This window comes from Burkholderia sp. MR1-5-21, assembly GCF_053427715.1.
The window spans coordinates 1-23,463 of sequence record NZ_JBSAXD010000041.1; the positions used below are offsets into that span (position 1 = coordinate 1).

Genomic DNA, 23,463 nt, shown 5'->3' on the forward strand with positions numbered 1-23,463 from the left:
GTTTGTTTCCGCTTTAGCAGTAACACATGTGCTCCATGTCCATCGTGAAAATCCTTGACGCGAGGGACCGTCCAATGACGACGCGCTCAACCGTGGTGTCGATGCTCGCTGGCATGGTGCCTCATGACGCTGCGAAGGCGACGAATCCGGAGTCTTCCGCGTGGGCGCCGTGGCTCGGTTCGCCCGATATTGAACTAAACTCGCAGCGCAACCATATCGTGTCGCGCGTGCAGGGTTTGATGCAGACCGAAACTGCCTACACGATGCCTGCGTGGCTCCAGAAGCGATAAAGGGTACAGGCTTGATGGCCTGTATCCCTTATGTCACATCCTCTGTCGATTCGGTGTCAGCAAGCTGGAATAGACGTGCTGCGCCCACGCTTCCATGAGCGGACGTCGCTGCTCCAGCAAATCAGTTCGGTGGTACGCTGCTTCCACCTTGTTCGCAACGGTGTGCGCGAGCGCACGCTCGGCAAGGTCGCGCGCGTAGCCGTGTTCGCTCGCCCAATCCCGGAAGCTTGAGCGGAAGCCGTGGGCGGTCGCGAAGCGGTCAACCGTATCGCTCTCGGCTTTGACGCGGCGAAGTAGGGCAGTCAACGTCATCTCACTAAGTACTTTCTCGCGAGGAGACGGGAAAGCTCGCTCACATGATTGCACTGTTTACTGGGACCCGCTCAGCTGGGCTGAGCCGCTTTATCACGCTGAGGTTCCCGCATTTGCCGACCCCAACCGGGCCACGGTATTCCTTGCACCCACACGCGGAGAATCGCTCGCGAAGACGAGCTGGCTGACGTCGAGCGTACGCTGGTCGTCCATGACGAGCAGTTGGCCGCGGCGCCGAAGCATCGGTACCTTGCGGCCTGGGATCGTCTACAGCGCTTTGTGGCGGGTAAGCGGGCGATCACCGATTCCACCAAGCGACGCAATTGTCGACCTGAGCAAGACGGACAGTGGTCGGGAACATGAGCTATATTGAGGGCGTTTCGTTCGCTGCCGTCCTGCACGGTACTGTAAGGTCATTCGATTGCTGGATCTGCAACAAGTACCCTCAGGGGGCACTTTTGGGGGCATGCAAAGTCGTCGATTGATTGCGTGCCTTTATGGGTAAGCCTCCCGGAGAATAATTCTGTTCCGGTCCCCGCACCAAGGATTCATCTCTCTGCATCTCATGCAATCTCGGAACCCCGCTCAGAACCTTGTTCTAGCGGGGTTTTTTGTTTCATGGCCGCTCTTTGGCGCTCATTGCATCTCGATCAAGAGTTGGTATATTGGTTGGTACGCAAGGTCAATTTGTTGGTATCTGCGGACATCGACGAGCCATGCCACTTACCGATACAGCCGTGAAGAACGCCATGCCGGCGGACAAGCCCTACAAGCTTACCGACGGCGGCGGGATGTACTTGCTTGTGCAGCCCAATGGCGCGAAGTACTGGCGCATGGCTTATCGGCTGCACGGTAAGCAAAAGCTGCTGGCGATTGGTGTCTACCCTCGGACGTCGCGCGTTCCTTGCGCACCCTGTCGGCATAGCGGGCAAAGCGCTCGCGGCCAGCGTGCGTCGCCCATCTCTGCGCCGGGGCGAACCTGAGCATTGCCCATTACGGCCGCCAAGGCCGCGCGTCACCAGGCGCCGAGTTGGATATCGTCTTCAACGCCCAGGTACCCTCTCAGCAAATCCTGCTGATCCATGAGGCGGATCAGGCTCCGGCGTGCGCCAAATAGCTCGTCTCCGAGCCGCCGGTTTTCGCGCCTCAACCGATCGAGTTCCGACGGCTGTCGGTAGACGGGCACGACAGGGGTTTTCGGTCTGGATGGCATTTCGACGCCCTCGAAGGGGAGATTCAAGGATAGCCGAAGAGATGGCTGACTTGTTCGGCGTGGCCGGCGGCGAGCAATGGCGCGAGTACACGGGCGGCGCGATCCCGCGCGAGCTTAGGCCGCAGATCCTGTTCCTCCGCGCGGCGCGGCTCGCGCTGTTCGACGGGGATTCGAGCGCGTGCCCGCAAAGATGCGCGAGATCGGCGCGGAGATTGACCTTCACGCCGACGCCTACCTAGACTGGGACGAAGACCCCGACTAGCTCGACGCCTTCGGCGCGGCCTCGGCGACCATCTCGTCGGCTGGATAGAGCTGCAGCATCGCATGTATTATCGATGTCCCGTTAAATCGTATTGCCTCGTACATTCCAAATGCATCCAAATGGAAGTGAGCCGAAACGCTTTGAAGGTAAGCACGTTGTGATTGTGCATGGCTACACCGGCTCCCCGAGCGCAAACTGGTTTCCTTGGCTAGCGGAAGCGCTGCGGGATGATGGCGCGCAAGTCAGCGTCCCCCAAATGCCTGATTCGCTTCAACCCGATCCGATCAATTGGGCTTCTACTCTGCTTAAGACTCTGCCAATTGCAGGTGAAAATACGATCCTTGTTGGACACAGCCTCGGATGTATCACCGTACTTCGGCATTTGCTGGCTTTGCCCGCTGGCACTTGCGTCGGTGGCATAGTGTTGGTGTCGGGCTTCGACAGAGCGGTATCTACACTGCCTGAACTGCGCGCATTCACGAACGCTCCCCTGGACTATGCTGAAATTCGCCGACGCTCAAAGAAAATTATCTCGCTGTTTTCAGACAACGATTCGATTGTTGAGCCAGTGGCTTCGATTGAGCTTTCCACCAATTTGCAAGCGGAATCCCAAGTCATACGGGGCGGCGGCCATTTCCTTGATTGTGAAGGATTTGCGTGTTTTGCCGAGGCGCTTGCGGCGATTGAAAATATTATCGCGCCCGTTCATTAACTAATTTTTTGGCGCTGCGCCTTGCTGAATATATTCTTGGCCTTATGCTGACCGGAAACATTTCGCTGGATCCTCATTGAGTGGCCTACCATAATTGGCACCGTGATGCTTTAGCGATTAGTCGTGTCAGGGCTTTCCCTATGGGATATTGAGTCTGGCGCGGTTCCCTCCTATAACTCAGTCCACGCTGTCGAAAAACCAAAAAGAACGGGGGGCAGTGATGGGGAAGACCAATCTCAGTCTTGAGGGGCTGCGTGGCGCCGCTGCGTTGCTCGTCGTCGTATTCCACATGTTCCTGGCGATGCACCAATTATGGTTCGGGTTGGCGCGGAACGGCTATTTGGCGGTTGACCTGTTCTTTGTTCTAAGCGGCTTCGTAATCTGCTCGGCGTACGGCCGCAGGCTTGACAGCGCCGCTGAATCCCGCATATTCATCTTGAGGCGTTTCGGCCGCTTGTATCCGGTCTTCATCGTCACGACGTTAATGCACTACGCAGTCTATAACAGCGTCGTAGCATTGCTGGCTCGAAGTGGACATTATTACGCACCAGAAATTCCCACGCCTGCCGAATTATTATCTCTTGGCACGATGACGCAAGCGCTTAATCTGTTTGATCACTACGTGGGCAATGGCTCGGCATGGTCAACGAGTGACGAATTTTACGTCTATCTCTTGTTCTGCCTGATGTGCATCACGCTGCGCGGAAAGGCTCGCCTAGCTGCTTTTGCAGGTTTCGCAATCGCTGGATATGGGGTCGCGGTATGGGCAGCGGTATATCTCGGAAAATGTCTTACCCACGGAGAATGCTTCACCTCGACGATAAGCTTCGGATGGGCGCGATGCATAGCGGGATTCTTCGCGGGAGCGTTGGTCGCCGAGTTTCGGAACATCGGCACATTCCGCGCGCTGCGGGGGAATGTTGCGCAACTCGCGACGCTGGCTATTGCAGTCGCGTTCGTTATCTACGCGGACCGCTTACCGGGTCTAGCGTGCGCAGCGCCGCTCGTATTTGCGCCACTCATCGCGTCATTGGCTGATGATCGCGGCCCTGTTGCAGCGCTTCTCAATATGCGGCCGTTTCAGTATCTCGGCCGCATTTCATACTCGCTTTACCTGACCCACGCGGTATTTTGTTTGGCGTTCGACTCCATAGAGAGCGCCCGCGATACGTTCGTGGGTCGAGCAGCCGCTGCGGCAGGGTTTTTATTCGTATGCTTCGGAATCGCACATATTATTTGCGAAGTCATCGAGATACCGTGCCGCGCGCGGTTCTACGCATGGTCGGCTCGCCTCAGTGGAAGCGGGCCGCGCAGCGCTGCGCAAGGATGACGCGGCGGTGTCAGCTGGGCGCAGTGCGGATGGCGGCCGCCGTCACCGCGGGCAGTCTTTTCCCATTTTGATCGGTGTAGGATTCTCCCCGTCAGTAAGCAGCATTAGCGCCCGTTCGGCCCAATCTCAATTTGATCTGAGAACTCCTGTGCCTTTTCGATCGGGGGGAAGGTGGTGGGTAAGTCTTGAGCTACGCTGAACTGGCCTTTCACCACGTGAACGGAATATCGGTCGAACATAGATGCTCCCAGGCCCGGAACAGAGATCTTAAGCGAACTCGCCGATTGCCTAGTGGAAGTTGATCGCCGTGGGTTATTCGGAATCATTTCCGGTTCGGTATGACGAAAAAGTGAGGATGATCCAGCGGGTTGTTGGTACTTTCGTTGGTATCTTCTGAGCGAGAATCCGGAGCTTCGTTTCCTGGCAACGAATAGGCGGAATTTTTCCATTCCGGTCCCCGCACCAAATTGCCGTCTGAGGCAGTCCGAAGACCCCGCAAAAAATTCCTGTTTTTGCGGGGTTTTTTGTTTTGCGACGCCCAACGGGATCTGGTTGCATCCGGATGTTGGGTTGGCATTAGCGCGAAAGAGACCTGTCCGGAAAACGCTGGCCAACGCCAACGCACGTGGCGACCGGCCTCACTTCGGTGGGAGAATGCTGCACCCAGTGCAGATATGACCTGCAATTCGTACCACTAGTGATTGGCGTTCGAATAATTACACTACAACGCACACTCACCAGGAGATCACGATGGTACGTACGATCAGAGTCCATGAAGCTGGCGGGCCGCAAGTGCTGCGCCTCGAGCAGACTGCTGTGCAAACGCCGGGACCGGGAGAAGTCTGGCTGGAGCAGGCGGCGATCGGGGTGAACCCGCTTGATGTGGGTCAACGGTCGGGTGCTGTCCGCATCGCGTTGCCGTCAGGTCTGGGCCTCGAAGGGGCTGGCTATGTCGCCGCGATCGGACCGGGCGTGACCGAGGTTGCGGTCGGCGACAGGGTTGCGTATGCCACCGGTCCGCTGGGCGCGTACGCGATGGGCCGCCTCTATCCGGCAAATCGCCTCGTGAAGCTTCCGGACGACTTGGGTTTCGACGAGGCGGCCACCGTACTCTTCAAGGGAATAACCGCTCAATACCTGCTCAACGCAACCTATCCTGTCGGGTCGCATTCAAGCGTGTTGCTGTACGGTGCAGCGGGTGCGGTAGGGCAGATCATGGCGTCATGGGCGAAAGGCCTTGGTGCGTTCGTGATCGGCGTCGTATCGAAGCCAGAGAGTGTCGAGCGTGCAAAGGCAGCGGGTTGCGACGAGGTCATGGTGTTCAACCCGACGACGCTTGCAGCGCAAGTCGCCGAAGCGACCAACGGCAGAAAGGTCGATGTCGTGTACGACCCGATCGGCCGCGTGACTTTCGAGGCGTCGCTCGACAGCCTGCGCCCCCGTGGTCTGCTGGTTTCGTTCGGAATGACGTCGGGTGCGCCGCCTTCCATCGAGGTCGGTACGCTCAATGCCAAGGGCTCACTCTTCCTGACGCGACCCTCGCTCGCCGCACACACGGCGACAGCAGACGAATATCAGGAGCGGGCGCAGGCGGTATTGCGGGCGATTGCAGACGGTATCATCCAGCCACGAGTCTGGCGTCGCTACCCGCTGGCCGACGTGGCCGACGCGCACGTCGATCTCGAGAGCGGCCGGTCACAAGGCGCGATCGTGCTCACACCGTGAACGTGAGGTCACAAACGTGTCCGCCGAGGCCGTCGTCAGAAAATTTGTGTGACTGGTTCTGCGAGGCCCGGAAGCGGCATGGACTTTCTCGATAGTCGACAAGCGGACGAGCGAGCGACGCTCCTGGCGCTTTGGGAGCACGGCTCGTTCGCTGCTGCGGGGCGGGTGCTGCAACGTCATCCGACCGTGCTCTCGAAGCGGCTCGGTGCATTGGAGCGCCGTTTGGGCATACGCCTGATCGAAAGAACCACCCGGCAGCTCCGCTTTACCGCCGAAGGGGAGCGTCTGGTAACACGTCTGCGTTATGCCGTTAGCTTGATCGACGAGGCCGAGCAGGACGCGGCACAAGGCGCGGCGCAGATCCGAGGGCGGTTGCGGATCGCATTGCCCGCAGCGATGGGGCGTATCTGGCTGAGTTCGATCGTGTCGGAATTCGCGATGGCCTATCCGGGGGTGGTGGTGGAGGTCGAGTATTCCGAGAGGTTCGTCGATATTGTCGCAGAGGGTTTCGACGCGGCGGTCCGAATCGGCGAGCTTTCGGACAGTCGGCTGGTTGCTAAAAAGCTGTGTGATCACCGCCGCATCCTGTGCGCTGCGCCCGCCTATCTGGAGCGGCATGGTGAACCAACAGATCCCGCTGATCTCGCTGGTCACAATTGCCTCGGTTTTACGGGGCTGCACACCTACCCCGAGTGGAAGCTCACGCGTGATGGTCAGCAGCATGCCGTCAAGGTGCACGGCGGCATGATCAGCAACGACAATGAGGCGCTGTTGTCCGCGGCCCGCCTCGGACTGGGCATTCTTGCTGGCGGCGACTGGCTGATGACGAAGGACATCGATGCCGGCAATCTGATCAGGGTGCTGCCGGAGTGGCAGTTGGACGTCGCTGCCGGCGTCTATCTGGTTCGCCCGTCTGCCAAGTACAGCTCGGCGACGACAGCCGCATTCAAGGAGTGGATCGAGGAAGCGTTTTCGCACGGCGCACCCTGGCAACGGGATGTGCGGTAGGGGGGCGATCGACGCGTCGGGGCGAAATGTTGACGTAGGCTTTGGCGTCACTACGGTGACGCGGCCTTATCAGATAACGCGCAGGTACTGCTGCCGACGAGCTCGTGCGGCAGTTCAATTGGGCGTTTACGAGCCGAGAGGTGTTCGGCTGGTTGAAGCAGACGGTCACGGAAACGCTCACCGATATTCAGCGCGCTGCACGGTTCTACTACCTGCAGAAAAGTTGCTTTGGTGGGAAGCTCGAAGGGCAGACATTTGGCTCAAAGACTTTGTCCCCGCCGGGATTGATTCCCGTGCGTCTCAAGGAGGAACTGTCAGCAATGCATCTTCGGTTGGCAAATGCCTTTATCGAGCGCTTGGATTGAGCGGCATGTATCGATCGATACGATCGGCCGCACACGCTGTTCTATCTCGATCCGCCGTATCACGGGACGCAGGGGTACGGTGTGCCGTTCCCGTTCGCTGAGTATGAAAAGATGGCGGAGCGACTGCGGCGTCTCAAAGGGCGCGCGATTGTGAGTCTCAACGATCACCCTGATATCCGGCGCGTGTTCGATGGGTTCTACATCGAAGCCGTCGACCGGAACGAACTGATCATCTTCAGTTGGGACGACGCTGCGCAGCCTGTGGGGCTGTTCTAACCGACGATGCCGGCGCGGACTCTCGCGCCGGCATCGTGCTTAAAGGTCAGTGAATGCGGGCAGAAGGTCCTGGTCGACGAGCCGAATCTCGATACGGTTGGCAACCTCGACGTGTTCGGAGTTGTCCACTGAAAAAACGGCATCAGGGACGCTCACAATGATCGTCCCGGTCTGCTTCCGACCGGCTTCGGGAACTGGAATCAATTCGCGTGCTTCCGGGACTTGCTGAGCCGTGAGGAGCTTCGGGAGATACAGCATCCAGCCAACGCCCGGCTTGTCATCAAACACCTGCCGGGGAAAATACTCTCGTGGTGAAACAGAGACATACATCGGGTCATAAACCGAGACCATCGCGGACACTATCTTCGCCACACCCTCATAGCTGCGCTCGTCCGCCGAGACTGCGCTCTGTGCCGGTAGCCCAATTTCTACCTCGCTTGGCCGCCTCTTCGCATCGATGGCTAACTTCAGCCTCGCGCTGTCGGCCGCGTCCATCTGACCATTCCAAAAGCCAAATACTTTAGGAAGGTCCATCTTTTTTTCGTACCGTTGCGCCAAGACTGCCAAGACGGCTGTCGAAGGTATGCCGGGCGCTTCATACATGGGATACAGACGGGCTTCTTCCTCGGTATCCGCCTTCAGCCACCACTGCCCTAGACGTTCGTCCTCGCGTGACATGGCTTCAACCACCGGCCATAGACGGACAAGATGAGCCGCAAAATCGCCAAGCTGGGCGAAATCGGCAGGGCTACGAAATTGCGTAACTATTTCCATGTTTGTCAGGGCACCCATTCTGATTCGACTTCAAGACGGGTAAGCGGCTTTCTCATGTAGTTCCAAGTCCGCTCCGTCTGAAAATACCATTTCAACCTCGCAGGAGGATGATCATCCACAACCGCGGCCTGAGCTGCGGCCTGCTCCTCCATGTCATCAAAGGTCTTGGTGTACGGTACATCGTCCCTGTTCAAGAACTGATCGTACTTTGCCTTCGCTTCCATCAACAAACAGCTTTCCGGTCGAAAGCCGTCGAAGTCACGTTGCCAGACCCACTCCATGCTCCAGGCCTCATCAACGCTATAGGGGAACCCCGTAATTCGCCCTTGATACTCTCGGGAGTTGTCACTCATGCTCCAGTTGCGGCGCTGCATGCTCCCCGCCTCAGGTGGACACTTCTTGCAGCTCTCTCCTGTACGCGGTATAGCACGGACGGCAGGCTCCGCCTTACTTGCATCTTTCGATGTGTCTCCCGACAGACTAGCCGTCCCGGCCACTGCGGCCCCGCCCAATAAGGCGGTTCCAGCGCGAGCCTAGACTGGTCCAAGTTCCACTATCGCCGCTTCGATCGCCGGCACCACCAATCCCGCCATGCTCAGCCCCTCCCTTGTCGTCCTGATGTTCGATGCGCCATTTCATGACGCGTAGGTAATCGTGAAAACGTTCGTCGGCCGAGCGTCCGGGCCGAGTCAGCCACGCGCGCGTCGCAGGTCTCTCGTAAAACTTCGGAGCGTATGACTCGATCCGAAGAAACGCGGCGACATTCTCGTCGGACTGGATGCCGAGCTGTCGAGCAGCGATGTATGCGTTCCAGAGGCGCGTGGATAGCGTGCCGTCTTCGGCCAGCTTCGGATCCGCTTTGACGAGATCCTGCCGAGCGCGTTCGACATATCCGCGTGCGTCGATCTCAGCAAGGCCGGCGACCTGTTCGCTTGTCAGCTCAAGCATGCGGGTGCACTCCCTTCAGTTTTCCATTCATTTCGACGAGCCAGTCGAATGTCACGACGAAGAACTGCATGCGCTGCGTGAATTCCATCAGCGACGCCATGTCGGCCATGATGCGGGCATCGTAGAAGCGGAGCAGGGCTGTGCTTCCGTCCGGCAAGCGTACGTCGAGGCGGCTGCGCAGCTCGTCAGCGAGTGATTCGATCGGATATGCGCTGATCAGCCAGGACACGCCGGTGGAGCTGCTGGCCATTGTGGAGAGAGTTCGCCGGATATTGCCAGCCGCAGCCTCGTAGGCAAAAAGCCACGGTCCAGCGTCGGCGAGTGACGCGTCCTGCGTGCCGTCGAATACAGCTATGGCCGACCGAGATCGTTGAGGGGCTGCCCCATTGGTTGCGTTCGCGTAAAGCAGGCCGTCGACAAGTGCATAGAGATGCACCTGCATGGTCAACTGCCGTTGCCGCTTGTAGAAGAAAGCTTCGATCGAATTTTCGGTCATGTGCTACCCGCGCGCGATCATCGTCGCGGCGTTCTCGGCCGCAGCTTTCAGGCATTCGAGACAGAGTGTCGGCGAGGGGGCGAGCGCTGCAGCAGTGGCTGCGACGGCAGCGCTTGCGCCGCCAGTCGTCGCTTCGCCAGATCCGACGTCGTCGAACGTCGCGGACGACTGCGAGGCGATCAGCGTCGCTCCGCAGGCGGTTTTCATGCCTTCGATGGCGGTTTCTCGACCGTCGAACGTATGCGAGTACTGCCGCCCCGTGGCGGGCAGGATCGGAAAGACTCCCTTGCACTGGGGGCAAAGTACCTTGTGCCCAACGCCGGCAATGAGCTTTCCATCAATGGTCGCGGTCGCGCTGCCCTCCAGCACGCGGCCGCCATGCGTCGTCGTGTCGCCGACGCAAATCATGGCTCGGGCCATATGTTCTCTCGTAGGTGTGGTTTTTGTATGAATTTACCATTTCCGGGAGAGAGGTCGGTCGTTGGCTATCTCGCACTCAGTCAACTATTGTCAATCGAAGCGAGCGCCGTCGATCATGCGGCGGAGCTGGTCAAGTGCGAACAAGTCGGGCGAGCCGTTCTTCTTCGATTCCAGCTCGGCGGCGCAGACCATTTTTTCCATTAGTCGCAGTGTTCGGCGCACATGCACGACTTCCAACACGAAGCTCTGCTCTAGCGTCAGCGATCGATTTTTCTTGAAATTGGCCGCGCTCCACGCGTCGCGCAATTCCGCCCAAGTCAGGCGCTGGAATTCGGGCAACTTTGTCGCCTTGTCGGAGCCCGGATCCGGTTCGCCGGGGACGTCGTGGAGCCTGCATTTCATGGCTTCGCGTGCGCGCCATTCGTCGGAGAAAGGCGCGATGGGCGCACGTGGGTTGCCCATTCGTCCGGCTCGCATAATTTCTTTGTCGATCTTGATCGCCAAACGACGCAGCGGCGCGGTGTACCTCAATGTGTCGGCCTGCTCCAGGTACGCGATCATGCGCGTAGCGTCGCCAGTAAGCGAACTCATCTCGGTCAACGTAATCCGCAGGTGTAGCACCTCTAGAATCAGCCGATGAACCTCGGCGTATGTGCACGTGTTCCACCATTCCGACATAGCGTCGAACCGGGGCGGGTCAAATGGGGGCAGCATCATGATGCACGTGAAACACTGTATGGATATACAGTTTATCGCGCGGTAAGATGGGGCCGTCAAGTCTCAAAAATGGGGGCGGGCAGTGTGCACAAACTACAAAGCGCCAAACGAAGATCCGGGCATCAACGAGCCGAAGATCGGCATCGGTGCTCTGTACCGCCGCGATCCGTGGGCGGATGGGGGCGGCCTTGGCGTCGTCAAGGCCGTGTTCGGGTTCTGGCCGAAGTTCGTGCAGCCGGAGCGTGTCGACGAGAACGGTAAGAAGCGGAGGAAGCTCGACACCGTCAACGCCCGATTGGAAATAGTCGGGGAGTCGCGACTGTACGGCAAGTCGTGGCGAGCCGGCCAGCGCTGCCTCATCCCGGCCTAACGGTAAATAGCCGGAGTATGGACAGCCGTGTCAGGCAAGGTTGACATTGGTTTCGTTCAAGTTCCAGTTGCGTCCATGGAACTACTGCTTTCTCATAATTTGCCAAGCAAGCGTCCATGGCACATGGCCCGCGAGATGTGCCGTCCCTCCAGTTGAACCGTGGGACAGGAGTCGGCCAATAGCGGGCCTTCGGTCGCGCTGTCAGGCGGACATTCGAACGTCGGCTCCGTCTAGATAAGGGACATTCAGTGTGTTGTATTCACCGGTCGAATCCCTCTGTGATCACAGACGAAACGTTTTTAGCCTCTTGCATACACTTCATCGGCGGGCGTCGCGAGCCGCGATATAGTCAATAGAAACATAGGGTTGAAGACGACGCCGCCGAAATTTATTTGCAGCGGGCCGGTGAGACAAGCATCCATAACAACCGTGCCGGCAGCCTGCTTCCACCTTCACGTATCGGCAGTGAAACGTTTTCGAGTGTTTTCGAGGGGGCGTCGGTCTTTATTTTGAGCAACCAAGGGCCGGGCAGCGCTGGCACGCCTTTCGCAACGCACTCCACTGGCCTCCCTAGGTAGTTGGAAGGAGATAAAAATGGTGCGAGAAGATCCGGACGCGAATTTAGTGCGATCGATTTGCACGCCACCGCAGCGCTCGGTGCGCTCTGATCGCCATAGAATGATCGAACAGCTCCAAGTGAAGAATCCAATTTTGTATTGGCGATACAATCTCTCTCAACATGGCATCATAAGGCCGCGCGCCATGTGAGGCAAGTAAACGACTACTATCTAAGTGCTACGAATATAACCTTTTGTGGCCATTTTCGAATGTGAAATGCATTACCGGAGGAAGAAAATGCTAGATATTAGGGGAACTTATGACATGAACGACGGCGGATCGTTTATCGGCCTAGGTATAGTAGGCGTGGACGCGGCGTCGGGAGCACTGCAGGACTCTTTTGTGCGGGATGCCGACGGTAACACTCCCTCGATAACGGGCAGTTTCGATGCCACTACAAATACAGTTACCTTTAGCGTTGCACTGTTTCCTGGCGACCTTGTATTCGCAACAACATACACTGCCTCGGTGGTGAGTGACCAAAGTGGCAACGCACTTGGGATGGCGGGGTCCTGGCATGGACTGAGGATCACGGTCGGTCCTCCACAGGGAGGGCTTCCAGGGCGTCCGGTGCTAAAACTCGAGTCGGAAACAGGTGGGTGGCTTTCATGTAACAAAGTACTTATGTGACACAGGAAGACTGTGCATGAGCGTTGGAGCCCAGGTTGATGGTTGGGACGAATCAGCATCGCTGCGGCGTTGGAGTTGTGAGAAATCTTGTGTGCTGAGGCCGGTTAATAGTGTTGAAATCTATGGCCACCCCATTTTTGCAAACCATGTTCTTGTCACCTCTTTTGCTGATTCCTAGCAGATTGGCCCCAGAGGTGCGTGCGGCGGCCCCGGCCCTGGACGCCTTCGCCCAAGGCGAATGGGGCCGCAAATTCCCCACCGTCGCGGCCATGTGGCAACGCTAATGGGAGCAGGTGATTCCCTTCTTCGCCTATCCGCCATCTTTTGCCGTTCGTGCACGTGAGACGCTCAAGCGCCGGTTCCGCCCAGCCAGCGGACGCTGGCTGAGTCAATGGCAGCCGCCGAAGTATCGCCGGAGCGAACGACGGATCCGGGTCAACAATTGCCCGTCGCCAGTGGCCACCCACAATGGTATGCGTCCATATCTGGCACCTTGCGGTGTGCGCGTCCATGGGATGCATCTTGCCGTTACCGGCACGCTGGATATACGAGCCGTGTTACGAGACAGGTCGGAACGTCTGGCAGCGGATCGGGCTGACGGACTGGCGGCCGTATTGCGTCGCAGGTATTTGGCGGCGCTACGACGGAGACGATGGTCGCACGCTGATTGGCATGTCTATGCTCACCGTCAACGCCGAAGGCCATGCCGTGATGGGGCGTATGCACAAGACCGGCGATGAAAAGCGATCCGTGGTGATATTGCGGCCAGTCGACTATGACGAATGGCTGCACACGAAGAATGTCGAGGCAGCACGTGCGATGCTGCATCTGTATCCGGCTGGCGACCTGGTCGCAGAGCCAAAGTAACTTGCTCGTTCGAATGTGCGGGAGGTAGTATAAAGCCAGGATTAATACCCAATCAACGGGGGAAGTATGGCTGCTCGTGGCAGGCCACGCAGGCGCAGAATACTTACTGTAGTGTTCGATACCAATGCTGTTTTTAACAAGGAATTTGACACGCTAGTTTGTCGTGCTGCACGTGATTTGATCGGCCGGCATTCAAATCACGGAGATTTGGGCGTTCGTTGGGTAATCCCGGACATTGTGCGCGGCGAGCGAGAGTTTCAAATGCGGAACGAATTTCGAAATGTCAGTGCACACGTTACAAAGGCGGAGAGTCTGTTTGGCCAGCAATGGGGTGTCACGCAGGACGCGGTAGAACAGCGTATTGCTGCGCGTATTAACGAAAATCTCGCGGAGTTGCGTATTGATGTAGTGCCTTGTGAGGCCGGGCGTGTGGATTGGAATGATGTGATGCGTCGGGCTTGCTTTCGCGAACCTCCGTTTGAACGTGGCCAGACTGAGAAGGGCTTCCGCGACGCTGTCGTTTGCGAGACCTTTATTCAACTAGCGTCTGATCTCGTAGGCGGGGACACTGCCGTGCTGGTGTCCAACGACCAATTGGTTAGGCGGCACATCGAGGCTCGCGGAATCGCTGGCAATAGGGCGCGCGTGGTCGATGATCTTGAAGCGTTGAACGATGAGATTCAGTTGCGCGTCGCAAATGTTGACGAGGCTACGCAAGCAGACATTGAGCGCCTTGCACAACTGCGGTTCTATCCTTGGGGAAAGCCTGACGATCCGACCAGTCTATGGTTAAGGGAGCGGATCCACGAACGAGTTTGGACTGAACACGGTGATCGACTGAGGCAGGTGCCGACGGGCATAACGTACGTGTTTTTGGGGCAAGAGCTCTCGAATGCGAGGCTTGTGTCAAAAGAAGGAAACCGAGTTCATCTCGAGTCGACCTTAATGATCCGGTCGGGATTTCGGATGTGGGTACCCGCACCGAGTGTTCGGCAAGACAACCCAGCAACGACGGTTGCGGAATTTGTAAGTCCCGCTCGTCACGGTCTACCCACACTAAGCGAGCAATTGCCTAGAAGTAGCCTGTCTGGACTACTCGGTTTGCAGCCATCAGCGGGAGAGTGGAAGCAAGTTGAGAAACCAGCTAAGGACGTTATCTCTATTCGATGGAGCGCGACTTTTTCGAGACATCGAACGCTCACGCGTGCGACGATAGAATCGCTTGACTTGGTAGAGCAACCGGCTGCAGTAGCCTTTAATCGTGGAGTGGGTGACGGGGGAGGCTAAGCGCGACGTTTGCCTTTCGGCTATTCGTGAATCGGCACCAGCTTCCTGGTCATGCCCTGCACTTTCACATATGGCTCGATATGTTGAAAGGTCAACTTCACTAGCTCAACGTTCGGGTAGAGCTGATGCAGCAACATCATTACAGGTCCCCACTCGGGGAAATCCGTACGCACGAAGTAAACACGCGTGAGCAGCTGGCCCATGATCGGCAAGGGGCCGGAACGGGGAGTAACAAACCGGACTTCGTGTTCGTGCGACCAGTCGCTGTGCTTAATTGATACGGCGCGGCATTTATTCAACATCTGAAGGCGGAATCTGAAGAAGTCAGACCGAGTTTCTTCAAGGATTCGGCCCATCGACCAATCAGGATGCAACTCAGCTTCCTCACGGATCAAAGTGTCAAAGATTTCGGCGCGGTTGTGCACGCGTGCCTCGGATGAATAAAGCACACCGACTGGGGCAATCTGGTATCGGCCCAACACGGTGTCAGGCCATTCCAACTCAAAGCAGAAGCCCTTTGAGTTGTCGCAGTAGTAGGCCCACATGGGTTGGTTGTCTGGCCTGCTCGCCGTCGAGTAGATACCGACTCGCTGAGTCGCTTCCAAGAACTTTGCATTATCGCGGGCGTTCTTGGCTTCAAACGACGCAAGCTCGCCCTCCGGCACCGCGTATCCGCCAGCACAACCACGCTGCTCAGCCACACTTCTGATCGACCGATCCATGCGCTCAATGTAGTCAGCCGCACTCGAAAGATCGAACTTGGCTTCAAGGCAGTCATTAAGTTCGGATGGTTTTGCGAAATAGACCGAACCGTCAGATAGGCAGCGCAGCGCGGCAGGTCCCGAGCGGTACTTGAAGCCGACCCTCCTGAGCAACGAGGTTTGCTTATCGTCTTCAAACTGATTAGATTCCACGTCGTTTCCCTTCCTCGTGCGTCGCCTAAATTGGGCCAAACCCTGCATGGGGCGTCAACCGCTATTCGGTGACGAATGTAGCATAGGCCGCAGCATCTAAATTCTCGCGACTAATCTTTGGCGTGATGTGAGGCCATTGGGCCTTGGGATAAGCGCTAGGCGTGAACGACTGCTTGCAAATGCGTTGAGCATCCGCTTTGCGCCGGGAGCGGACGGTCCCAAAATGGCCTGAGCGTAGGTTTTGGCGTAGCTTTTTGATCGAGGACTTGTCAGATAAGGCGCAGGTACTGCTGCATCATTGGAGTGACGTTGGCAGGTGCGTCGGTGGGTTGGGTGCTCATGTGACCGGGAAAAGTTGCTTTGGCTGCCCGAGTTTACCAGCGGCCCTGACGTGCAAGCGTGAAGTTCGCCTTTCGGCCAGTCACCGGAGATCACGACCGGCGGCTGCCGGCCAAGAGCAGCTGTTCGACATGACCACCTAAATCGTCGAAAATTGATCGCCGGAACTTTCATCCTGAACGATTTAGACGGCTGCCCACGTAAACCCGACGACGTTTGAATAACTGTTAGGTGACAATATGCCTCAACCACTCTCGCGCGTTGCGCCAGAGGCCGGCATCGCAATTGGCAATGCTGGTGATCGCCCGCTCGCAAGACATCCGGACCTAGCGGTACTGGCGATCGAGGCGATCGCTTCCTGGTCGAACGTGGAGAGCTTCATGCTCGGCCTGTTTGTGGAGCTTTTTGGTGGCCATAACTCGCTAGCTACCGAAGTGTTCCTCTCTCTCGATGGGCAGGCCGCGAAGTCCGCTGCAATTAATGCCGCGGCCGCCTCGGTGCTGAAGGATCGAGACGCAGAACTCCGTGTCCTCCGGGCGATCCTCGCAATCGCGAAGACGAACGAAAAGGACAGAAACAAGCTTGCTCATTGGACGTGGGGGGACAGCCCTCATCTGCCAGATGCGGTGCTACTCGTAGATCCGCGCACGACGTGCACGAACTCGACCGCTCCGACGTGTATGTCTACAGAGCGCAAGATTCTATAGCAATCACGGAAGCCAATGACCGTCTATGCGGATACGGCCTCCGCTTTCGATTCATTCTTAACGGACACGCGGCAAATCGAGACGGTCGTCTGCTCGCGGAGCTTTCCGTGGCGCAAGAGATTCAAGAGCGGCTAGCGCGTCAACAATAGATCTATTTTGCAATTGTGTATGCCACGGCGCTGAACGTTGCTGACGCTCCCGTCAATCATGCGAGCCGACGGCCGCTCTTGTCTAATGTTGAACGGCCGCTTTCCGGAACCGTGACTGACGGCTTCGGGTCGTCTTATGCCTATTGCATGGGGCAGTTGCCTGAAACGATTGCAGCGCTTTGCCGTTGGACGCAGTGCGGCCATTAACGGCCGGTCGACCCTCGCGCACATCGTCGACAGTCAGCACACTACACGAGCCGGGATTCTCGCTGGATCTGTCTAGACGCAAACATTCGAAATGACCCAAAGCTCGTCACTGGAAGGGGCCCTTGGATTTGTCAATAACAATGCAAATTATGAAACTAATGCCGGCAATCCAAAACAAGCCATTCAGAGTGTGATATTCATCTTTGTTAAGGCAGGCAATCTGTCCATGGACGTTGTGCCGATATACTCTGCCTTGGGAAGGATCACATACCTTTGGGCGCGAATTGACAAAGTAATACGATAAGTAGATTGCCGATAAAAATGATATTATCGAAATTGCAAGAAGAGTTTTCAGGCACCGTCTCCAGAATTTCATAAATCACCCTTTCATCTCGACGACCAACCAATGCGAGCGGCGCGTGTTGCACCTTGCTAATTATGCATGAGACGCTCGACGAGTTCTATGATGGCACTGGCCGCTACCTCGTTAGTTTTCCGAGCTCGGATTGCAAGCGGTTTCGGATCGCCGCTCTCTACGTCCGCTATGGATTGCCATGACAGTCAGCTGTGGGTCGTGTGCCGCCGATCGCGCTGTAACGAACTTGCGATGATCCATGCGAAACCGCATGAGTCGGAAGCGTCCGGCAACGGCCGCCGTTGACGTCGCTATAATTGTCGATCACATGCGTGAGGGATCGTCATGGAATTTGACGTCGAACTTGCTTTTGACAAAGAGTATGAATTGGCGGTGCAGGACTTGGTCCAGAGGATATCAACGGCGACTCTCGGTACGAGGGGTAAGGATGGCACCATCTATGTTCGGACGGACAGTTCAGAACAGAAGGATTCGAACCTAGAGACAGTGTTGAATAACTTTCTCGGCCCGTTTGCTTCGCACCGGTCCTCGTTGAGCGCGTTGAATGCGACGGTGCGAGTCGGAGCCTTTTTCGCAACTAAGGACTACGCCTTCGTTCCAGTGAGGTTGTCTCGCACACTCCTGGACGTCCTCGATGATTTCCGCTTGTCGCTCTCGATCAATTACTACCCGTGTAGTGACGACGAGGAGGAGTGACGTCGTATGAATCGATGGCAACCATCCTACTGCCGACGATCTCGACGCTGGGATGGGCTTCAGGCAGAAATGTAACCCAACGTAACTGTTACGAACAGGCGCCGAGTTAAGCGTTGAGCGTCGCCGCGTTCAGAAGGCAGGCTTCCGGTGTCGGCCATGAACAGACCGTCGACGCGTATGGCTAAATCGTCGACAATCTATGGAGATGCGACGTCGACGAAAGGGAAAGTCGAAGGATCTAGCGATACGACAACTAGAAGGCTCCAATGCGAAAGGCATGCGTACTGATTGCTCTGGCGGTAATCGCTTCAGGAGCAATAGCAGACACGTCAACCGCTGTTTTTATGGGTCTGAATTTTGATCCGGTGCTTCAAGCAGCCACTCGCCGTCAGGCATTAGGCTCCGACGATAGCCCACTGTTACCCCTGAAACCGCAGGCCCGGGCATGCTTTGAACGACCAGCCGCGCAGGCGTTGATCCATTTTACTGAAGGGCTGTCCTTGGACGCCTTGCGAAACTTGCCGGTATCTTCCGTGCCGCTCGACAGGTGGCTGCGAATGACCTGCCCACTTACTTCCGACTCGATCTAACTCGACGCTTGAACAGCAGCTCGGCATGGCTATTGCGTCGCATCAAGGATGATACATGCGCTCACCGAACAACCGCTCTGGGTCGGTCACGGCCGGTTCCCAAAAAACGCAGGCGTAGGTCTTAGCGTAGCTTTGTGCGCCGACCTTTGTCAGATAAGGCGCAGGTACTGCTGCATCATCGGTGTATGTTTGGCGGGAAGACGCCGCCGACAGCTTCTTCGTCATCTTCTTTGTTGATTCCGTCTGGAAGATTGCCAGCGCTGCCGGGCGCATCGAGCCGTCGCCCCAATCGTTGCGCGCCGCCTTCTCGCATGGCGCGCCGCGCGCCTTCTTCCATTTCGTCATCTTTGCTTCGAGCGCGGCCTTTCGCGCCGGATGCTCGCTCGCCTGTCTGTCGACGGCCTGTTGCAGTTCGCGCTCAGCGACGATCCTGTCGCGCCACGCGCAGACATTCATGCTGGTCTGGTGCAAATCGCAGCTGGCGAGCAACGCGTTGACCTCACTCGCCGCCGCCCGCTGCGTGCGGAGATTTCGTCGGCCGGCGTCTGGTCTGTGAAAGCGCTGGAAGCCGAGCAGAAGCAGTCCGAATGCGAGCTTTCTCTTTGAGCACCCTGTTGACGGCAGAAGGGCAGGGTGGGCTCGAGTTGGCAACAGTTGCCGAGCCCATGTGAGCGCACCGGCGTCGACATTGCGGCCAGATCGGTCGGAAAGGCCGGCGTGCCCGATCCATGCTGCATCCCCGAAGCGCGATTTCGTGAGTACCAGATCATCGTCAAAGTTTCATCTGTCGAAACTTGCAAGGCCGCCAATTCGAGCACGCGACTGGGCATGACGAACCGCCCAGTTATTACCGAAGATGCAAATTGGTCCGCAGGCAGTCAAGCATTGCGATTTGCGAACGACAGTGCTAAATTTTTCGCCGGCGTTTCAACCAGCCTGGGTCGCTTATCAAGTTTCGCTAAACGAAACTACCGGGCCGCACGTCATCGTGCCGCCCGACAGGAGACAGACGTGATGGAGCATGCATCGATCGAGCGCGCGTACGCCGGCTTTGACGCGCAGGGCATGCCAAGCGGGCGACGCATTGCGCCGGGCCGGGCACGCAGGAGGGCCGCACGATGAGCCTGCTGATGTCGCGCCGCGCTCTGGCGTTCCTGCTGTACGACTGGCTCGATGCCGAAGCGCTTGCGGCGCTGCCGCGCTACGCGGAGCACAGCCGCGAGACCTTCGATGCGGTGCTCGATACCAGCGAGCGGATCGCGACCGATCTGTTCGCGCCGCATGCAGCGCGTGGCGATCGCGAGGAGCCGCAATTCGACGGCGAGCGCGTCACGCTGATACCCGAGGTCGCGCCCGCGGTGCGCGCGTTCGCGGACGCCGGCCTGATCGCCGCGGGTCATGACGAGGCGCTCGGCGGGATGCGGCTGCCGAAGCTCGTCGAAGCGGCGTCGTTCCTGTTCTTCCAGGCCGCGAACATCGCGACGGCGGCCTATCCGTTCCTGACCGTCGCCAACGCGAACCTGCTCGTCGCACACGGCAGCGCCGCGCAGATCGACACGTTCGCGCGCCCGCAACTCGAAGGCCGCTTCTTCGGCACGATGTGCCTGTCGGAGCCGCAGGCGGGCTCGTCGCTGTCCGACATCGCGACGCGCGCGGACTACGAGTGCGAATCGCCGCTCGGCCCGCGCTACCGGCTCACCGGCAACAAGATGTGGATCTCGGGCGGCGAGCACGAACTCGCGGAGAACATCGTCCACCTGGTGCTCGCGAAGATTCCCGACGAACACGGCCGGCTGATGCCCGGCACGCGCGGCGTCTCGCTGTTCATCGTGCCCAAGTACCTGCCGGGCGCCGACGGTGCGCGCGGCGAGCGCAACGACGTGGTGCTCGCGGGGCTGAACCACAAGATGGGCTATCGCGGCACGACCAACTGCCTGCTGAACTTCGGCGAGGGCACCCGGTATCGTCCGGAAGGCCGCGCGGGCGCGATCGGCTATCTGGTTGGCGCACCCAATCACGGTCTCGCCTGCATGTTCCACATGATGAACGAGGCGCGCGTCGGCGTCGGCGCGGGCGCGGTGGCGCTCGGCTACACGGGCTACCTGCACGCGCTCGACTATGCGCGCAACCGGCCGCAAGGGCGTCCGCTCGGGCCGGCCGGCAAGGACGCCGCCTCGCCGCAGACGCCGATCGTCGCGCACCCGGACGTGCGCCGGATGCTGCTCGCGCAGAAAGCCTACGTCGAAGGCGGCCTCGCGCTGATCCTGTACTGCGCGCGGCTCGTCGACGACGCGCGCGCCCAGACCGACGCGGATGCACGCGCCGAAGCCGGGCGCCTGCTCGACATCCTGACGCCGATCGCGAAAAGCTGGCCGTCGCAGTGGTGCCTCGCGGCGAACGATCTCGCGATCCAGGTGCACGGCGGCTACGGCTATACGCGCGACTACGCGGTCGAGCGGCTCTATCGCGACAATCGTCTCAATCCGATCCACGAGGGTACGCACGGCATCCAGGCGCTCGACCTGCTGGGCCGCAAGGTCGGGCAGGACGACGGCGCCGCGTTGCGTGCGCTCGATGCGCGTATCGCAGCGACCGTCGCGCGCGCACAGGCCGTGGACGGCGAAGCGTGCGGGCATGCCGACGCGCTGGCGCGGCGCTGGGCGCGCCTCGGCGACGTCACGCGCCAGCTGGGCGCAATCGGCGATCCGCAGGCGCGGCTTGCGAACGCGAGTGTCTATCTGGAGGCGTTCGGGCATCTCGTCGTCGCGTGGCTGTGGCTCGACGTTGCGCTCGCCGCGCACGGGCGCAGCGGTGACTTCTACGCCGGCAAACGTACCGCTGCCCGCTACTTCTTCCGCTGGGAACTGCCGAAAGTGGACGCGCAGCTCGATCTGCTCGCGAGTCTCGACACGACGACGCTCGACATGCGCGACGCATGGTTCTGAGCATGCGCAGCGCATTCATTCCGGAGAACTGACGATGCAGGGAGTCATCGAGCTGCCGTTCGCGTCGCCGGCGGGCCGACGCATGGCCGGGCGGATCGTCGCAGTCGACGGCGGCACGAGTGCGGTCTGAGCCCGCACCGATGCCTGAACGCCGACTAGAAATGGCCGCCGACGCGCGCGAACACTTCGTCGCGCAGTGCGACGAGCCGCGGGCCGAAGTTCTCGACCAGACGGTCGCGCGTGACGGTCGACACGCGCCCGCTGCAACTGAACGCGACGATGCGCGAGTGATCGGCCGACACCATCGGCACGCCGACCGCGAACAGGTCCGGCATCCAGCCGCCGAGCGACAGGCAGAAGCCCAGCCGCTCGTAGTCTTCGCGCGCGGCGACGATCCCGGCTTCGAGTGTCGGCCATTGGTCCGGCGGGCTGCTCGCACGGGCGCCTTGCAGATAGCGCTCGAACAGCTCGGCCGGCAGCGCCGCGAGATGCGCGCGGCCGAGCGCGGTCGCATTCCTCACTGAAACTGGCCGGCGGAGGTGGAGGCGATCCTGTACGGCCATCCGGCGATTCAGGAGGTGTGCGTGATCGGCACGCTCGACCCGTATCGCGGCGAGCCGGTGAAGGCTGTCGTGGTGGGCGATCACGCGCAGCGCGGGCAGTTGACCGAGGACGCGGTCGTCGCGTGGGCGCGCGAGCACATGGCGTCGTACAACGCGCCGCGCGTCGTCGAGTTCGTGGCAGCGTTGCCGAAGTCGGGCAGCGGCAAGATCCTGTGGCGCCAGCTGCAGGACCAGGAAGCGGCACGCCAGGCCGCGCAACGAGAGGGGAGGAAAGCATGAAAGCTCTGCTGTGTACCGCATTCGGTCCGATCGACCGCTTGCGGCTCGAGGACGTCGCGGCGCCCGAACCGGCCGCGGGCCAGGTGCGGATTCGCGTGAAGGCGGCGTCGCTCAATTTTCCCGATGCGCTGATCGTGCAGGGGCTGTACCAGGTGAAGCCGGCGCTGCCGTTCTCGCCCGGTGCGGAACTCGCCGGCGTGATCGACGCGGTCGGCGAAGGCGTGAGCGGGTGGCGGCCCGGCGATGCCGTGATCGCGTCGACCGGCCACGGCGGGTTCGCCGAGCTGTGCGTGGCCGACGCGCGCCAGATCGCCGCGCTGCCGCCGGGGATGGCATTCGACGAGGGCGCCGCCTTCGTGCTGACCTACGGCACGTCGCTGCATGCGCTGCAGCAGCGCGCACGCCTGCAGCCGGGCGAGACGCTGCTCGTGCTGGGTGCGGCGGGCGGCGTCGGTCTCGCCGCGATCGAGATCGCGAAGGCGTTCGGCGCGCGCGTCATCGCGGCGGCGTCGAGCGCCGACAAGCTGGCGCTGTGCCGCGACGCGGGCGCGGACGAGACGATCGACTACGCGACCGAAGACTTGCGCCGCCGTGTCGACGAGCTGACCGGCGGGCGCGGTGCCGACGTGGTCTACGATCCGGTCGGCGGCGCGTACAGCGAGGCGGCGCTGCGCGCGAGCGCCTGGCGCGGCCGCTACCTCGTGGTCGGTTTCGCCGCCGGCGAGATTCCGAAGATCGCGCTGAACCTCGCGCTGCTGAAGGAGCGCGACATCCTCGGCGTGTTCTGGGGCGACGCGGTGCGGCGCGATCCCGCGCAGCATGCGGCCAATATGCGCCAGCTGGTCGAATGGTTCGCGGCGGGCAAGGTGCGGCCCGTGATCACCGAGCGCGTGCCGCTCGCGGGCGCGGCGGACGCGATCGCGCGGATGGCGAACCGGCAGGTCAAGGGCAAGGTGGTGATCCTGCCGGACGCGTAACCGGGGCGCCGCTCGGCGGCCCGAAGACGAAGTCCGCGCGCCGGGCAAGCGGGCGTGATCGCGCACGCTGCCCGGCACGCCTTTCCGGTCGCCGCACGACC

22 protein-coding genes and 5 pseudogenes are annotated in these 23,463 nt (G+C 59.5%); 17 read left to right on the forward strand and 10 right to left on the reverse strand.

Annotated features, from left to right (window positions below; all coding sequences use genetic code 11):
• Nucleotides 1-35 precede the first annotated feature (35 nt).
• Complete coding sequence (locus tag ACV229_RS35765) at nt 36-290, forward strand: hypothetical protein (RefSeq protein ID WP_448087789.1); 255 nt, start codon at nt 36-38, stop codon at nt 288-290.
• Nucleotides 291-323: 33 nt separating this feature from the next.
• Here the strand turns inward: ACV229_RS35765 and ACV229_RS35770 are convergent, their stop codons facing one another.
• Nucleotides 324-596, reverse strand: a complete 273-nt coding sequence (locus tag ACV229_RS35770) for a hypothetical protein (protein WP_448087790.1) — start codon at nt 594-596, stop codon at nt 324-326.
• Between the two features lie 722 nt (nt 597-1,318).
• Here ACV229_RS35770 and ACV229_RS35775 point away from each other — a divergent pair.
• From ACV229_RS35775 to ACV229_RS35805, 7 genes and pseudogenes are all read left to right on the forward strand, one after another.
• A pseudogene (locus ACV229_RS35775) lies at nt 1,319-1,576 on the forward strand (Arm DNA-binding domain-containing protein); the annotation flags it as partial.
• Between the two features lie 280 nt (nt 1,577-1,856).
• A complete protein-coding gene (locus ACV229_RS35780) occupies nt 1,857-2,054 on the forward strand; it encodes a hypothetical protein (RefSeq protein WP_448087791.1) in 198 nt (65 codons plus the stop codon).
• Between the two features lie 132 nt (nt 2,055-2,186).
• Nucleotides 2,187-2,789 carry an RBBP9/YdeN family alpha/beta hydrolase gene (locus ACV229_RS35785; RefSeq protein WP_448087792.1) on the forward strand — a complete coding sequence of 201 codons (603 nt, stop codon included), beginning with the start codon at nt 2,187-2,189 and terminating at the stop codon, nt 2,787-2,789.
• A 220-nt stretch (nt 2,790-3,009) separates the two neighbouring features.
• Nucleotides 3,010-4,119 (forward strand): acyltransferase family protein, encoded by a 1,110-nt coding sequence (locus tag ACV229_RS35790; RefSeq protein WP_448087793.1) that lies wholly within the window; start codon nt 3,010-3,012, stop codon nt 4,117-4,119.
• 750 nt (nt 4,120-4,869) lie between these two features.
• Nucleotides 4,870-5,844: a quinone oxidoreductase family protein gene (locus ACV229_RS35795; protein ID WP_448087794.1), complete on the forward strand. Its 975-nt coding sequence runs from the start codon at nt 4,870-4,872 to the stop codon at nt 5,842-5,844.
• A gap of 78 nt (nt 5,845-5,922) precedes the next feature.
• Nucleotides 5,923-6,852, forward strand: coding sequence for a LysR family transcriptional regulator (locus ACV229_RS35800; RefSeq protein ID WP_448087795.1), 930 nt, complete (start codon nt 5,923-5,925; stop codon nt 6,850-6,852).
• Nucleotides 6,853-6,947: 95 nt separating this feature from the next.
• Nucleotides 6,948-7,493, forward strand: a pseudogene (locus ACV229_RS35805) (DNA adenine methylase); the annotation flags it as partial.
• Between the two features lie 39 nt (nt 7,494-7,532).
• Here ACV229_RS35805 and ACV229_RS35810 read toward each other — a convergent pair.
• The 6 genes from ACV229_RS35810 to ACV229_RS35835 form a co-directional block, all read right to left on the reverse strand.
• Nucleotides 7,533-8,267 (reverse strand): immunity 52 family protein, encoded by a 735-nt coding sequence (locus ACV229_RS35810; RefSeq protein WP_448087852.1) that lies wholly within the window; start codon nt 8,265-8,267, stop codon nt 7,533-7,535.
• Nucleotides 8,268-8,272: 5 nt separating this feature from the next.
• On the reverse strand, nt 8,273-8,641 hold the full coding sequence (locus ACV229_RS35815) for a Tox-REase-5 domain-containing protein (RefSeq protein WP_448087796.1): 369 nt from the start codon (nt 8,639-8,641) through the stop codon (nt 8,273-8,275).
• A gap of 106 nt (nt 8,642-8,747) precedes the next feature.
• On the reverse strand, nt 8,748-9,215 hold the full coding sequence (locus ACV229_RS35820) for a hypothetical protein (protein WP_448087797.1): 468 nt from the start codon (nt 9,213-9,215) through the stop codon (nt 8,748-8,750).
• The gene (locus ACV229_RS35825; RefSeq protein ID WP_448087798.1) at nt 9,208-9,711 is read right to left on the reverse strand and encodes a DUF4123 domain-containing protein; all 504 of its coding nucleotides are present in this window, start codon (nt 9,709-9,711) and stop codon (nt 9,208-9,210) included. The genes ACV229_RS35820 and ACV229_RS35825 overlap by 8 nt, the downstream gene beginning before the upstream one ends.
• 3 nt (nt 9,712-9,714) lie before the next feature.
• Nucleotides 9,715-10,131: a PAAR domain-containing protein gene (locus tag ACV229_RS35830; protein WP_448087799.1), complete on the reverse strand. Its 417-nt coding sequence runs from the start codon at nt 10,129-10,131 to the stop codon at nt 9,715-9,717.
• Between the two features lie 90 nt (nt 10,132-10,221).
• Complete coding sequence (locus tag ACV229_RS35835) at nt 10,222-10,692, reverse strand: hypothetical protein (RefSeq protein WP_448087800.1); 471 nt, start codon at nt 10,690-10,692, stop codon at nt 10,222-10,224.
• Between the two features lie 238 nt (nt 10,693-10,930).
• Here ACV229_RS35835 and ACV229_RS35840 point away from each other — a divergent pair.
• The 3 genes and pseudogenes from ACV229_RS35840 to ACV229_RS35850 form a co-directional block, all read left to right on the forward strand.
• Nucleotides 10,931-11,212 (forward strand): annotated as a pseudogene (locus ACV229_RS35840) (DUF159 family protein); the annotation flags it as partial.
• Nucleotides 11,213-12,994: 1,782 nt separating this feature from the next.
• Nucleotides 12,995-13,333, forward strand: a pseudogene (locus ACV229_RS35845) (SOS response-associated peptidase family protein); the annotation flags it as partial.
• 111 nt (nt 13,334-13,444) lie between these two features.
• A complete protein-coding gene (locus tag ACV229_RS35850) occupies nt 13,445-14,620 on the forward strand; it encodes a PIN domain-containing protein (protein ID WP_448087801.1) in 1,176 nt (391 codons plus the stop codon).
• 20 nt (nt 14,621-14,640) lie between these two features.
• Here the strand turns inward: ACV229_RS35850 and ACV229_RS35855 are convergent, their stop codons facing one another.
• Nucleotides 14,641-15,534, reverse strand: coding sequence for a DUF2971 domain-containing protein (locus ACV229_RS35855; RefSeq protein WP_448087802.1), 894 nt, complete (start codon nt 15,532-15,534; stop codon nt 14,641-14,643).
• Nucleotides 15,535-16,112: 578 nt separating this feature from the next.
• Between ACV229_RS35855 and ACV229_RS35860 the strand changes: the two genes are divergently transcribed.
• Complete coding sequence (locus tag ACV229_RS35860) at nt 16,113-16,580, forward strand: hypothetical protein (protein ID WP_448087803.1); 468 nt, start codon at nt 16,113-16,115, stop codon at nt 16,578-16,580.
• A 1,056-nt stretch (nt 16,581-17,636) separates the two neighbouring features.
• Complete coding sequence (locus ACV229_RS35865; RefSeq protein WP_448087804.1) at nt 17,637-18,008, forward strand: hypothetical protein; 372 nt, start codon at nt 17,637-17,639, stop codon at nt 18,006-18,008.
• 632 nt (nt 18,009-18,640) lie between these two features.
• On the opposite strand, the gene ACV229_RS35870 is transcribed toward ACV229_RS35865, so the two are convergent.
• Nucleotides 18,641-19,054 carry a lysozyme inhibitor LprI family protein gene (locus tag ACV229_RS35870; protein WP_448087805.1) on the reverse strand — a complete coding sequence of 138 codons (414 nt, stop codon included), beginning with the start codon at nt 19,052-19,054 and terminating at the stop codon, nt 18,641-18,643.
• Nucleotides 19,055-19,315: 261 nt separating this feature from the next.
• On the opposite strand from ACV229_RS35870, the gene ACV229_RS35875 reads away from it, so the two are divergent.
• Both ACV229_RS35875 and ACV229_RS35880 read left to right on the forward strand, forming a co-directional pair.
• Entirely contained in the window at nt 19,316-19,720 is a 405-nt protein-coding gene (locus tag ACV229_RS35875) for a hypothetical protein (RefSeq protein ID WP_448087806.1), read from the forward strand.
• Nucleotides 19,717-21,543 (forward strand): acyl-CoA dehydrogenase, encoded by a 1,827-nt coding sequence (locus ACV229_RS35880; RefSeq protein WP_448087807.1) that lies wholly within the window; start codon nt 19,717-19,719, stop codon nt 21,541-21,543. The genes ACV229_RS35875 and ACV229_RS35880 overlap by 4 nt, the downstream gene beginning before the upstream one ends.
• Nucleotides 21,544-21,698: 155 nt before the next feature.
• Here ACV229_RS35880 and ACV229_RS35885 read toward each other — a convergent pair whose 3' ends face one another.
• Entirely contained in the window at nt 21,699-22,064 is a 366-nt protein-coding gene (locus ACV229_RS35885; protein WP_448087808.1) for a hypothetical protein, read from the reverse strand.
• Between the two features lie 6 nt (nt 22,065-22,070).
• Here ACV229_RS35885 and ACV229_RS35890 point away from each other — a divergent pair.
• Together ACV229_RS35890 and ACV229_RS35895 are read left to right on the forward strand one after the other, a co-directional pair.
• A pseudogene (locus ACV229_RS35890) lies at nt 22,071-22,385 on the forward strand (AMP-binding enzyme); the annotation flags it as partial.
• The gene (locus ACV229_RS35895; RefSeq protein ID WP_448087809.1) at nt 22,382-23,362 is read left to right on the forward strand and encodes an NADPH:quinone oxidoreductase family protein; all 981 of its coding nucleotides are present in this window, start codon (nt 22,382-22,384) and stop codon (nt 23,360-23,362) included. The pseudogene ACV229_RS35890 and the gene ACV229_RS35895, both read left to right, overlap by 4 nt.
• The last annotated feature ends 101 nt before the right edge of the window (nt 23,363-23,463 follow it).